General features: G+C 73.3%; 12 protein-coding genes. 11 read left to right on the plus strand and 1 reads right to left on the minus strand.

The features are described from left to right. The 7 genes from ftsH to tsaE all read left to right on the plus strand — a co-directional run. Nucleotides 1-1,702 (plus strand): ATP-dependent zinc metalloprotease FtsH (ftsH, locus tag VKG64_12375; protein HKB25835.1); only part of this gene is annotated, 1,702 nt, incomplete at its 5' end. 4 nt (nt 1,703-1,706) lie between these two features. Next, complete coding sequence (locus VKG64_12380) at nt 1,707-2,678, plus strand: dihydropteroate synthase (protein HKB25836.1); 972 nt, start codon at nt 1,707-1,709, stop codon at nt 2,676-2,678. Beyond that, nucleotides 2,675-4,024 carry a phosphoglucosamine mutase gene (gene glmM, locus VKG64_12385; protein ID HKB25837.1) on the plus strand — a complete coding sequence of 450 codons (1,350 nt, stop codon included), beginning with the start codon at nt 2,675-2,677 and terminating at the stop codon, nt 4,022-4,024. Before VKG64_12380 ends, glmM begins: the two co-directional genes overlap by 4 nt. 7 nt (nt 4,025-4,031) lie before the next feature. Next, nucleotides 4,032-4,415, plus strand: coding sequence for a holo-ACP synthase (gene acpS, locus VKG64_12390; GenBank protein ID HKB25838.1), 384 nt, complete (start codon nt 4,032-4,034; stop codon nt 4,413-4,415). A gap of 1 nt (nt 4,416) precedes the next feature. Beyond that, nucleotides 4,417-5,151 (plus strand): hypothetical protein, encoded by a 735-nt coding sequence (locus VKG64_12395; GenBank protein ID HKB25839.1) that lies wholly within the window; start codon nt 4,417-4,419, stop codon nt 5,149-5,151. 4 nt (nt 5,152-5,155) lie between these two features. Then, complete coding sequence (locus tag VKG64_12400; protein ID HKB25840.1) at nt 5,156-6,718, plus strand: NAD(P)H-hydrate dehydratase; 1,563 nt, start codon at nt 5,156-5,158, stop codon at nt 6,716-6,718. Nucleotides 6,719-6,722: 4 nt separating this feature from the next. After that, complete coding sequence (gene tsaE / locus VKG64_12405; protein ID HKB25841.1) at nt 6,723-7,130, plus strand: tRNA (adenosine(37)-N6)-threonylcarbamoyltransferase complex ATPase subunit type 1 TsaE; 408 nt, start codon at nt 6,723-6,725, stop codon at nt 7,128-7,130. 99 nt (nt 7,131-7,229) lie between these two features. On the opposite strand, the gene VKG64_12410 is transcribed toward tsaE, so the two are convergent. Next, nucleotides 7,230-8,468, minus strand: a complete 1,239-nt coding sequence (locus tag VKG64_12410) for an anion transporter (protein HKB25842.1) — start codon at nt 8,466-8,468, stop codon at nt 7,230-7,232. 50 nt (nt 8,469-8,518) lie between these two features. Here VKG64_12410 and VKG64_12415 point away from each other — a divergent pair, with 50 nt between their 5' ends. From VKG64_12415 to VKG64_12430, 4 genes are all read left to right on the plus strand, one after another. Further along, complete coding sequence (locus tag VKG64_12415; protein HKB25843.1) at nt 8,519-9,937, plus strand: OB-fold domain-containing protein; 1,419 nt, start codon at nt 8,519-8,521, stop codon at nt 9,935-9,937. Next, nucleotides 9,934-10,737, plus strand: coding sequence for a methyltransferase domain-containing protein (locus VKG64_12420; protein ID HKB25844.1), 804 nt, complete (start codon nt 9,934-9,936; stop codon nt 10,735-10,737). Before VKG64_12415 ends, VKG64_12420 begins: the two co-directional genes overlap by 4 nt. A 50-nt stretch (nt 10,738-10,787) precedes the next feature. Continuing rightward, nucleotides 10,788-11,987: an acetyl-CoA acetyltransferase gene (locus VKG64_12425; protein HKB25845.1), complete on the plus strand. Its 1,200-nt coding sequence runs from the start codon at nt 10,788-10,790 to the stop codon at nt 11,985-11,987. 249 nt (nt 11,988-12,236) lie between these two features. Further along, nucleotides 12,237-12,650: heme-binding protein (locus VKG64_12430; GenBank protein HKB25846.1), on the plus strand; the 414-nt coding region annotated here is incomplete at its 3' end.

Consider the following 12,650-nt stretch of genomic DNA (forward strand, 5'->3'; position numbering starts at 1 on the left):
CGAGTTCCTCAAGGCCCTGGACCAGGGCCGGGTCGAGTCGGTCGTCATTCGCGGCAACCTCGTGTCCTACACGCTCAAGGACTCGGCGCAGACCCAGCGGACGTACATCGTCGAGTACCCGGACCTCGTGAAGACACTCAAGGATCGCGGCGTCCGCATCGCCGTGAAGCCGCCCGACACCAATCCCTGGTACGCGATCTTCCTGCAGTGGGTGCCCATGCTGCTCTTCATCGGCGTCTGGGTCTTCTTCATGCGCCAGATGCAGGGGGGCGGCGCCAAGGCGCTCAGCTTCGGCAAGGCGCGGGCCCGCCTCATCTCGGACAAGCAGAACAAGGTGACGTTCCAGGACGTCGCGGGGATCGACGAGGCCAAGGAAGAGCTGCGCGAGATCATCGATTTCCTGAAGGACCCGCAGAAGTTCCAGAAGCTCGGCGGCAAGATCCCCAAGGGCGTCCTTCTCGTCGGGCCGCCCGGCACCGGCAAGACGCTGCTCGCGAAGGCGATCGCCGGCGAGGCCAACGTGCCGTTCTTCTCGATCTCGGGCTCGGACTTCGTGGAGATGTTCGTGGGCGTCGGCGCCTCCCGGGTGCGCGACCTGTTCGAGCAGGGCAAGAAGCACGCGCCCTGCATCATCTTCATGGACGAGATCGACGCGGTCGGGCGGCACCGGGGCGCGGGTCTCGGCGGCGGCCACGACGAGCGTGAGCAGACCCTGAACCAGCTCCTCGTCGAGATGGACGGCTTCGAGACCAACGAGGGCGTCATCCTCATCGCCGCGACGAACCGGCCGGACGTCCTCGACCCCGCGCTGCTGCGTCCCGGCCGCTTCGACCGGCAGGTGGTCGTGCCGCGGCCGGACGTGAAGGGCCGCGAGGAGATCCTGAGGGTCCACACGCGGCGGATTCCGCTGGCGCCCAACGTCGAGCTGAAGGTGCTCGCGCGCGGCACGCCCGGCTTCTCGGGCGCCGACCTCGCCAACCTCGTCAACGAGGCGGCGCTCCTCGCGGCGCGGCAGAACAAGAAGGTCGTTGAGATGTCCGACTTCGAGAGCGCCAAGGACAAGGTCCTGATGGGTGTGGAGCGGCGCTCGATGATCATCTCGGACGCCGAGAAGCGCATTATCGCCTACCACGAGGCGGGCCACACGCTCGTCGCCGACTTCCTGCCGGGCACCGACCCCGTGCACAAGGTGACGATCATCCCGCGCGGCCGCGCGCTCGGACTCACCCAGCAGCTGCCGCTCGACGACAAGTACAACTACTCGAGGGAGTACCTGGTCAACCGGATCACGATCCTGCTGGGCGGGCGCGGCGCCGAGGAGATCGTTTTCCAGGAGCAGACCACGGGTGCCGGTGACGACCTCGAGAAGGCGACCGAGATGGCGCGCAAGATGGTCTGCGAGTGGGGCATGTCGGACAAGCTCGGCCCGCTCACCTTCGGCAAGAACGAGGAGCACATCTTCCTCGGGCGCGAGGTGGCTCGGGCCAAGGACTACAGCGAAGCCACCGCGCTCCTCATCGACTCGGAGATCAAGCGCATCGTGATGGACGCCGCCGCCCGCGCCCGGCAGATCCTCGGGGAGAACATCGAGAAGCTCCACGCGCTCGCCCGCGCGCTGCTCGAGCGCGAGTCCCTCGACGGCGAGGAGATCGCGCGCATCCTCCGCGCCCGCCCGTTCCAGGAAGCCGCCGCTCCCGCGTAGCTCGGTGGCGCGGGCCAGCCTCGCCGGCCTCTCCCTCGGCGACGGGTTCCCCGTCGCCGTCATGGGCGTCCTGAACGTGAGCCCCGAGTCGTTCCACGCGGGCTCGATCCACGCCCCGGGCGCCGGCCTCGTCGCCGCGGCCCTCGCGATGGCGGAGGCGGGCGCGGCGCTCATCGACGTCGGTGCCCGCTCCACGGCGCCCTACGGGGAGACCGAGATCGACGAGGCCGAGGAGCGCGACCGCCTCGCGCGGGCGGTCGAGCTCCTGGCGGGCAAGGTTCCGGTGCCGATCTCCGCGGACACGGCGCGTCCGGCGCCCGCGTACGCTGCCCTCGAGGCCGGCGCGCGCGTCGTCAACGACGTCACCGGCCTCCGCGATCCCGCCGTCGCCGCGCTCGTCGCCAAGCACCACGCCGGCCTCATCCTCATGTGCTCACCGGATCCGGTCCGGGGGATCGGGGGGGCGCCCTCGACCACGCTAGCCGCAACGCGCGGCTTCGACACCTCGCGCGCTCGCCTCGGTCAACCCCCAGAAGCTACGGGTCTCGGGCACCCCCCCGCCCCCCGCACCGATCCGGTGGAGCGCGTGAAGTCACTGTTGGGAGAGGCGCTCGAGCGCGCGCGGGCGGCGGGGATCCCGGAGGAGCGGATCGTCCTCGATCCCGGCGTCGGCTTCTTCCGCGACGAGGCGATCGCGTGGGACGCGTGGGACGCGCGCGTCGTCGCCGGGCTCCCGGCGCTCCGCGCGCTCGGCCGGCCGCTCTGTGTCGGCGTCTCGCGCAAGTCGTTCCTCGGCGCCCTCACCGGTCGCGGGCGCACGGAGGACCGGCTCGCGGGCTCGCTCGCGGCGACCGCCGTCGCGGTGTGGGGCGGCGCCGCACTGATCCGCACCCACGACGTGGCGGAGACGCTCGACGCCGTGCGGGTCGCGGAGCGCCTGCGGGCCGCGCGCGGGCCCTATAATAGCGGCCAATGACACGTCTCTTCGGCACGGACGGCATCCGCGGCGTCGCGAACGAAGAGCCCCTGACGCCCGACCTCGCCTTCCGCGTCGGCCGGCAGCTCGTCGCCACGCTGCAGGCCGAGCACGCCGCCGAGCGCGCGCGGCTCGTCATCGGGCGCGACACGCGACGCTCGGGCCCCCTGCTCGAGTCCGCGCTGGTCGCCGGGCTCCTCTCCGCCGGCGCCGACTGCTACGCGGTCGGCGTCCTGCCGACGCCGGCGATCGCCTTCCTCACGCGCCGGCTCGAGGCCCACGGCGGCATCGTGCTGAGCGCCTCGCACAACCCCTTCGAGGACAACGGCATCAAGCTCTTTTCCTCCGATGGGTCCAAGTTCCCCGACGCGTGGGAGGACGAGATCGAGCGGCGGCTCGCCGGGGCGGACGCGGCGCCCCGGGCGCGCGGCGCCGGGATCGGCGAGCTGGTCGTCTACGACCGGGCGGAGAGCGACTACGCCGAGTTCCTGTGCGGGGCGTTTCCGCTCGACCTCGGCGGGCTCACGATCGCCCTCGACTGCGCCCATGGCGCGACCTACCGCGTCGCGCCGCGCGTGATGCGCCGGCTCGGCGCGCGCGTCGTAGCGCTCGGCGCGCGGCCGAACGGGACCAACATCAACAAGGGCGTCGGCGCGCTCCACCCGGAGGCGCTCCAGAAGAAGGTCCGCGCGAGCGGCGCGTCGGCCGGCTTCGCCTTCGACGGCGACGGCGACCGGCTCATCTCCGTGGACGCGGGCGGCGAGATCCGGGACGGCGACTACGCGCTCGCGATCGCCGGCCGGCACCTCGCGGCGCGCGGCCGCCTCAAGGGCCAGGTCGTCGTCACCACCGTCATGGCGAACCTCGGCCTCGACCAGGCCCTGCGCGCCGCGGGCATCCGCGTCGTGAAGACGCAGGTCGGCGACCGCTACGTGCACGAGGAGATGCAGAAGGTCGGCGCCAACGTGGGCGGCGAGCAGTCGGGCCATCTCCTCTTCCTCGACCACGCGCCCACCGGCGACGGCATCCTGTCGGCGCTGGTGCTCCTGAGCGTCGCCGCGGAGACGGGCGAGACGCTCGCCTCGCTCGCCGCGTGCATGACGAAGTTCCCGCAGGTGCTCCTGAACGTCACCGTCGCGTCGAAGCCGCCGCTCGAGTCGCTCGCCGGGCTCGCCGAGCGGGTGGCCGCGTTCGAGCGGGAGCTCGGAGGCGGCGGCCGGATCCTCGTCCGCTACTCGGGCACCGAGCCGCTCGCGCGCGTCATGCTCGAGGGGCCCGACGCCGCGCGCATCCACGCGATGGCCGACGAGCTCGCGGGGATCATCCGGGGGCGGATCGGGCGCTGACGGCGACATGACCATCACCGGCATCGGCGTGGACCTGGTCAACATCCCGCGCATGCGCGAGGTGATCGAGCGCTGGCAGGACCGTTTCCTCCGGCGCGTCTTCACCGAGCAGGAGATCGCCTACTGCCGCGCGCGGCGCGACCCGGTGCCGCACTTCGCGGCGCGCTTCGCGGCGAAGGAGGCGGCGCTGAAGGCGCTCGGCACCGGGCTCCGGCTCGGCGTGAGCTGGCGCGAGCTCGAGGTGCGCCGCGAGCGCGGCCGGGCGCCGGAGCTCGTGCTCTCCGGACGCTCGCGGGAGATCGGGCGCTCGCGCGGCGGGAGCCGCGTGCTGCTGTCCCTCACGCACGAAGGGGAATATGCGCTGGCGCAGGCTATGCTCGTGGGCGATTAGCGTGGCGAGCGGGCCGGTCATTCTCTACGGCTGTGCGCCGCACCCGGTCGTCTTCGAGCCGACGACCGCCGCGGGCTCGATCACCGGCCAGCCCGGCCGGCACGGGCTCGTCATCGCCGCGCCCCACGGCACCTCGGATCCGCGCACCGGCGACATCGCGGCGGAGCTCGCGCGGCGCACCGGTTTCGGTGTCGTCATCGCGACGGGTTTCATGCTCGAGCCCGTCACGCGCGAGAGCGCGGGGCGCCGCTACCAGGTGAACCGCCCGGCCGAGGGCGTCCCCGGCCGGTCGCCGACCGAGGAAATCGCAACGGACGGCGCGCGCCAGGTCTACGAGGCGTACGAGCGCCGCGTGCGCGAGGTCGCGCAGGGCCCGCTCCGCTTCCTCGCCGAGATCCACGGCAACAACAACCGCGACGCGGCGGGGCGGATCGAGATCGCCACCGTCGGCGTGGACCGCGACGGCGCGTTCCGGCTGCGTGCGCTCCTCGAGCTGATCCGTGACGCGCACCTCCGGACGAACAGCGAGGCGCCGCGGCTCGAGGTCCGCATCGAGCCCGCCGACGCGCTCCGCTACGGCGCGTCGGGAGCGAAGGCGAGCGGGATCCTCCGCTTCCCCGAGCGCGCGCTCCACATCGAGCTCCCGCGCGCGGCGCGCGCCGACTGGCGCGAGGTCTACACGGCGATCCTCGCCGACTTCCTCGTCCAGGCCGTGGCGCTCCCCGCCGGGCGGTAGGGCCGTGCTGCCCCTCTACACGGCCGAGGAGATGCGGCGGCTCGACCGCCGTGCGATCGGCGAGCTCGGGATCCCCGGCGCCGTCCTCATGGAGAACGCGGGACGCGGCGCGGCCGAGGCGATTCGCCGGCTCCTCCCCACGCTCGGCGCGCCGCGCCGCGGCGCGCGCGTCGTCGTCGTCTGCGGCAAGGGTGGGAACGGCGGCGACGGCTTCGTTGTCGCGCGCTGGTTCGCGAGATGGAGCGCGCGCCCGGAGGTGCTGCTGGCGTTTCCCGAACGCGAGATTGGCGACGACGCCGGCGAGATGCTCCGCGCGCTCAAGCGGACCGGTGTGCGCCCGTGGCGCGTGGAGGACGAGGGCGCGGCCGCCCGGCGCCTCGCGCGCGCCGACGTCGTCGTGGACGCGCTTCTCGGCACGGGCGCGCGCGGCGCGCCCGACGGGCTCGTCGCGCGCCTGATCGAGCTGATCAACGCGAGCGCCCGGCCCGTCGTCGCGCTCGACGTCCCGTCGGGCATCGACGCCGACGGGGGTGAGTTCGCGGGGCCCGCGGTCAGCGCGACGGTGACGCTGACCTTCGCGGGAGTGAAGCGCGGTCTGGTTCTCGGGCCGGGCGCCGGGCACGCCGGTCGCGTCGAGGTCGTGCCGATCGGCGTTCCCGCGGCGGAGGCGTGGAGGGGCGTGACGACCTTCCTGCTGGAGCGCGCCGACGTCGCGCGGCATTTCCCACGGCGACCGCGCGACGCCCACAAGGGCACCTACGGCCACCTCCTGATCGTCGCGGGCTCGATCGGCAAGACCGGCGCCGCGGCCTTGGCGGCGATGGCCGCGCTCCGGAGCGGCGCGGGGCTCGTCACCGTCGCGACGCCCGCGAGCCAGCAGCCGGTCGTCGCGAGCCTCCTGCTCGAGGCGATGACCGAGCCCCTGCCCGAGACGGCCGCGCGCACGCTTGCCCTGAAGGCGCGCGAGGTGGTGGCCGAGCTGGCCGCGGGCCGCGACGCGGTCGCTCTCGGGCCCGGCATCGGGCTCGACGAGGAGACGCGCCAGGCGGCGCGCGCGCTCGTCCAGGAGCTGCCCAAGCCCATGGCCGTGGACGCCGACGCCCTGAGCGCGCTCGCCGGCCACCTCGACGCGCTCCGCGGCGCGCCCGCGCAACGCTGCCTCACCCCGCATCCGGGCGAGCTCGCGCGGCTGCTCGGCGTCACGGTCGCGGAAGTCCAGCGCGATCGCATCACCGCCGCGCGCGAGTTCGCCACGCGCCACAATGTTCACTTGGTGCTGAAGGGCGCGGGGAGCGTGATCGGCCATCCCGACGGGCGCGTGGTCGTGAACCCGACGGGGAACCCGGGCCTGGCGAGCGGCGGGACGGGCGACGTCCTCACCGGGATGCTCGGCGCGCTCCTGGCCCGCGGCTTGGCGGCCGGCGACGCGCTCGAGGGCGCGGTCTACCTCCACGGCCTCGCCGGCGACCTCGCTGCCGAGCGCATGGGCGAGGAGTCGCTCGTCGCGGGCGACGTGATCGACGCGCTCCCCGCCGTGTTCGGGAGGCTCACCGACGCGGCCGGCTGAGATCCTGAGCCGGAGCCCCGAGGACACCGCGGCCGCCGGCGAGCGGCTCGGCCACACGCTCGGCCCAGGCGACGTCGTCGCGCTCGTCGGCGAGCTCGGCGCGGGGAAGACCTGCTTCATCCAGGGGCTCGCGCGCGGCCTCGGCGTCACCGTGCACGCGACGAGCCCCACGTTCGTGCTCATCAACGAGTATCGGGGCCGCGTGCCCGTCCATCACGTGGACGCCTACCGCACCGCGAGCCTCGCCGAGCTCCAGGACCTCGGGCTGCCCGAGCTCTTCGCGGGCGGCGGCGTGACGGTCGTCGAGTGGGCGGATAAGCTCCTGCCCCTCCTGCCGCCCGACGCGATCGAGGTGACGATCGAGGGCGTCGGCGACGAGCCCCGCCGCATCACGATCCGCCGTCCCGGCTAGTATCCCGTCCTCGAAGTCGTGTGAAGCGCCCGCCAGCGCACGGCGGCCCACCGGCGGCCCGAGCGCGGCAGTCGTTGACACGACTTCCTGGACGGAACGCTAGTCCGGCAGGACGCCGAGCACGAGCCAGCCGAAGAGCAGCGTCACGAGCGTGACCGGGACCCCGACCTTGCAGTACTCGACGAAGCCGATCTCGACGCGCGCGGCCCGCGCGGCCTCGACGACGATGAGGTTCGCGACGCTCCCGAGGATCGTGAGGTTGCCGGCCAGCGTCGAGGCCATCGCGAGGAGGAGCCATGTCCGTTCCGGGTCGCCGAGCGCGGGCACGAGCGGCTTCAACAGGAGGAGCGCCGGCACGTTGGACACGAGGTTCGAGAGGACGGCGGTGACCACCGTCAGGACCCACGGGCGGTCGAGGTTCGCGGCCCGTGCCCAGTGCAGGAGCAGCTCGACGAGCCCGGTGCGCTCGGCGCCTGCGGTGATCACGAAGAGGCCCGCGAAGAGCACCAGCAGCTCCCAGCCGATCTCGCGGTAGACCTTCTGCGGCTTCACCCGTCGCGTGAAGAGCGTGACCGCGGCGCCCGCGAGGGCGACGATCGCGATCGGCACGCCGGCGAGGAACGCGGCGAGCATCACGGAGACGGCCGCGACGGTCTTCAGCATGATCGGGTAGTGGACGGCGAGCCGCCGGTCCGGCTCGGCCTCGAGGGGGACGGAAGGGATCTGCCGCCGGTAGACCGCCCACACCACGAGGAACACGCACAGGAGGCCGGCGGCGGCGATCGGCGCCTCGCGGACGAGGAACGCCCGGTACCCGATGCCGGAGAAGCTGCCGACCAGCATGTTCTGCGGGTTGCCCGTCAGCGTGGCGACACTTCCCACGTTTGCGGCGGTCGCGAGAGCGATCAGGTACGGGACGGGCGGCAGGTGGAGCCGGCGAGTGACCGCCAGCACGAGGGGCGCCAGCACGAGACAGACGACGTCGTTCACGAAGAAGGCCGAGAGCACGCCCGCGGCGCCGGTGACCGCGCCGAGCAGGGCGAGCGGCGTGCGCGCGCTCCGGATCGTCCACGCCATGACGAGGCCGAAGAACCCGGAGAGGCGCAGGTACGCCGTGACGATCATCATGCCGAAGAGCAGCACGAGGGTGTGCGCGTCCACCGCCGCGACCGCCTCGTCCCAGCCGAGCGCGCCCGAGACGACCATGGCCGCGGCGCCGATGATCGCGACGCCCGTGCGGTCCACGCGGAAGCCGGGGACCCGGCCGAGGCCGAGCCCCGCGTAGGAGCCGACGAAGGCGGCGAGCGCGATCGCGTGGCTCCACTCGCGGCCAGGCATACGGGAAAGCATACATGCGACGCCCGCAGCGCTGGTAGAATCGTCGCGCCATGCGCGGGCTCGTCGCCTACGGCGTGTACGTTCCCTACTTCCGCCTCGAGCGCAAGGCGATCGCGGGATCGCTGGGCACGCCCGCCGGCTCGGGCACGCGCGCGGTCGCCGCGTACGACGAGGACACGACCTCGCTCGCTGTCGAGGCGGCGCGCGCCGCTCTGCGCGCGGCGCCCGGGGCGCGGCCCGACGCGCTCTACTTCGCGACCTCGGTCCCCGCGTACCTCGACAAGACGAACGCGACGGCGATCCACGCGGCGCTCGGCCTCGACGCGGGCGCGCTCGCCTGCGACATGGCGAGCGCCGTGCGCTCGGGCGCCGGCGCCCTGCGGGCGGCGCTCCAGGGCGGGGGTGTCACGCTCGTCGCGCTCTCCGACGTCCGCACGGGGCTTCCGGGCGGCGGCGACGAGCGCGAGGGCGGCGACGCCGCCGCGGCGCTCCTCTGCGCCGACGACTCGCGCGAGCTCCCCGTGCTCGCCGAGCCCGTCGCCCACGCCTCGGCGACGGCGGAGTTCCTCGAGCGCTGGCGCGTGCCCGGCGAGAACGCGTCCCACCAGTGGGAGGAGCGGTTCGGCGAGCACGCCTACGTGCCGCTCGGCGACGCCGCGGTGACCGACGCCCTCAAGCACGCCGGCGTCACCGCGCCGGCGATCGGCCACTGGATCATCGCGGGCCCGCACGGGCGGGCGAACCGGCGGCTCACGGCGTCGGTCGGCGCGGCGAAGGGGACGGTGGTGGACGACCTCTCGGCCGTCATCGGCAACACGGGGACCGCCCACGCGGGGCTCCTCCTCGCGAGCGTCCTCGACACGGCCGCCCCCGATCAGCTGATCGCGGTCGTGTCGCTCGCCGACGGGTGCGACGTCACCATCTGGCGCGCGACGGCGGCCTTGCCGGCGCGCCGGCCGCGAGCGAAGGTCGCGGCCCAGCTCGCCGGCGGCGGTCAGGTGAGCTACCCGAGCTTCCTGACCTGGCGCGGCTTCCTTCCGCGCGAGCCGCCGCGCCGGCCCGACCCCGAGCCGCCCGCGGCGCCGCCCTCGCGCCGGGCCGGGGACTGGAAGTTCGCGTTCACCGGGAGCCGGTGCCAGGCGTGCGGCGCGCGCCACCTGCCACCCCAGCGCGTGTGCGTGAAGTGCCACGCGATCGACCGCATGACGCCCGAGCGTCTGGCCGACGTCCCCGCGACGATCGCGACCTTCACGGTGGACCGGCTCGCGTACTCGCTCTCGCCGCCGGTCGTCGCGGCGGTCATCGACTTCGAGGGTGGCGGGCGCTTCCAGTGCGAGCTGACCGACGTGGACCCGGCGGCCGTGAAGATCGGCGACCGGGTGGAGATGACGTTCCGGCGGCTCTTCACCGCCGACGGCGTGCACAACTACTTCTGGAAGGCGCGGCCCCGGCGCGCGAGTGGCGCATGAGCGCGCAAGAGCGGTGGCAGCTCGCCGGCAACGCGCCGGACGCCTACGAGCGCCACATCGTCCCGGCGCTGTTCATGCCGTGGGCGCGGAGCCTCGTCGAGACCGCGGCGCTCCGTCCCGGCGAGCGCGTGCTCGACGTGGCCTGCGGCACCGGTGTGGTGACGCGCCTGGCCGCCAAGCGCGTCGGCGCCGGGGGGAAGGTCGTCGGCCTCGACCTGAACGCCGGGATGCTGGAGGTCGCGCGCTCGCGCGCGCCCGCGATCGAGTGGCGCGAGGGGAGCGCCACAGAGCTCCCGCTGCCGGACGCCGCGTTCGACGCGGTGCTCTGCCAGCAGGGGCTCCAGTTCTTCCCGGACCGGCCGGCCGCGCTCCGCGAGATGCGCCGCGTGCTCGTGCCGGGCGGCCGGCTCGCGCTCAGCGTCTGGCGGTCGCTCGAGTGGAGCCCCGGGCACCGGGCGCTCGCGGACGCGCTCGAGCGGCACATCGGCCCCGAGACCGCGGCGATCATGCGGGCGCCGTTCGCCCTCGCCGACCCCGAGGAGCTACGCGCGCTGGCGGTCGCCGCCGGCTTCCGCGAGGTCGCCGTCCGGGCGGCGGTCGAAGATGTCCGCTTCCCGTCGGTGGACGAGTTCCCGCTCGTCCAGGCGGCCGCGACCCCGCTGGCGCCCTTCGTGGCCGGCGCGCCGGAGAGCGCGCGGGCCGCGCTGGTGGCGGATGTGCGGACGGCGCTCGCACGGTACGTGAGCGGTGAGACGCTCGTGTGGCCGATCCAGGCGCACGTCGTCACGGCGCGGGCGTAGTACGATAAGGTCAGGCACCGTGGCCTGAACGATCGAGAGGAGACGACCCGATGGCGAGCAACGGCATCCGCGACCGCGTGGCGATCGTCGGCATGGGCTGCACCCCGTTCGGCGAGCACTGGGACAAGGGCGTCAACGACCTGCTCGTGGACGCGACGAAGGAAGCGCTCGCGTCGGCGGGGGTCGAGCTCCGCGACGTGGACGCGTTCTGGCTCGGCACGCTCTACTCAGGCCAGTCCGGGCTCACGCTCTCGCGGCCCCTCAAGATCGACTACAAGCCCGTGAGCCGGCTCGAGAACTACTGCGCGACCGGCTCTGAGGCGTTCCGCAACGCGTGCTACGCGGTGGCCTCGGGCGCGTACGACCTCGCGATGGCGATCGGTGTCGAGAAGCTGAAGGACAGCGGCATCTCGGGCCTGCCGGGCATCGCCGCGCCCGGCGACGGGACCAAGGCCGGGCTCACGGCGCCCGCCTCGTTCAGCCTGCTGGCGCCCGCCTACGGCAAGAAGTACGGCGTGGACGACCCGACGCTGAAGGACGTCATGACGCGGATCGCGTGGAAGAACCACAAGAACGGCGCGCTGAACCCGCGCGCCCAGTTCAGGAAGGAAGTATCGAAGGACACGATCGCCTGCTCGCCGCTCGTCGCCGGGCCGCTCGGCATCTTCGACTGCTCTGGCGTCAGCGACGGCTCGGCCGCGGCGATCATCGTCCGCGCCGAGGACGCCCGGCGCTACACCGACAAGCCGCTCTACGTGAAGGCGCTCTCGTTCATCGCGGGCCCCGCCGCCGGGCCGATGGACCCGGACTACGACTACACGACGTTCCCCGAGGTGGTCGCGTCCGCCGTCGACGCGTACGCCCAGGCCGGGATCAAGGACCCGCGGCAGGAGCTCGCGATGGCCGAGGTCCACGACTGCTTCACGCCGACCGAGCTCGTGCTGATGGAGGACCTCGGCTTCGCCGCGCGCGGTACCGCGTGGAAGGAGGTCCTCGCCGGCACCTTCGACCTCGAGGGCGAGCTCGCCGTGAACCCCGACGGCGGCCTCAAGTCCTTCGGCCACCCGATCGGCGCCTCGGGGCTCCGGATGCTCTTCGAGGCGTGGCTCCAGCTCCGCGGCGAGGCCGGCAAGCGCCAGATCGCCTCGGTCGCGCGCGGCCGGAAGCTCGCCCTCACGCACAACCTCGGCGGCGCGCCGGGCGAGTGCGTGTCGTTCGTCGGCGTGGTGGGCTCGGAGCCGAGCGCGTAGCGGCCGCTGAGCCGTACCGTGGTCGGGCCAACCGGACTCGAACACGGGTTTCAGCTTCGGATCTCGAAGCAAAACTCCAAAGGACCTGTTTGCCGGCGAGTGGTTGCGAGCACCCGTAACCATGCGAAGGCTGCTTGACACAACTCCTCTTTGGACACATCCTCGCGGATCGAGACGCCCCAGGGCCGCCAGGTTCATCGGCGGTCGTTCCTTCAACGTCCGCTCCCAGTAGGAGGGAACCCCGTGAGGATGACGAAGCTTCTGTCGCTAGCCGTCGTGACGGTGCTGGTGTTCGCGTTCGTCCCCGTCGGTGCCCAGCAGCCGGTGGCGCCGCCCCCGCCGCAGATCGCCTACGGCGCCCCGATCAACCTCGAGCACGCGAAGAAGGTCGTGGCGGGCGCGGAGGCCGAGGCGAGGAAGAACCACTGGAGCATGGCCATCGCCGTCCTCGATTCGGGTGGTCACCTCGTCATGCTCGAGCGCATGGATGGCACGCAGCTCGGCAGCATCGAGGTGGCAAGGGACAAGGCGTACTCGGCGGTCCTCTACCGGCGCCCCACCAAGGTGTTCCAGGATCTCGTCGGCCAGGGCGGCGCCAACCTCCGCCTGCTGGGACTGAGAGGGGCCAGCGTGCTCGAGGGCGGGATCCCGCTCATCGTGGAC

This window comes from Candidatus Methylomirabilota bacterium, from assembly GCA_035260325.1.
Classification (GTDB): Bacteria; Methylomirabilota; Methylomirabilia; order Rokubacteriales; family CSP1-6; genus AR19.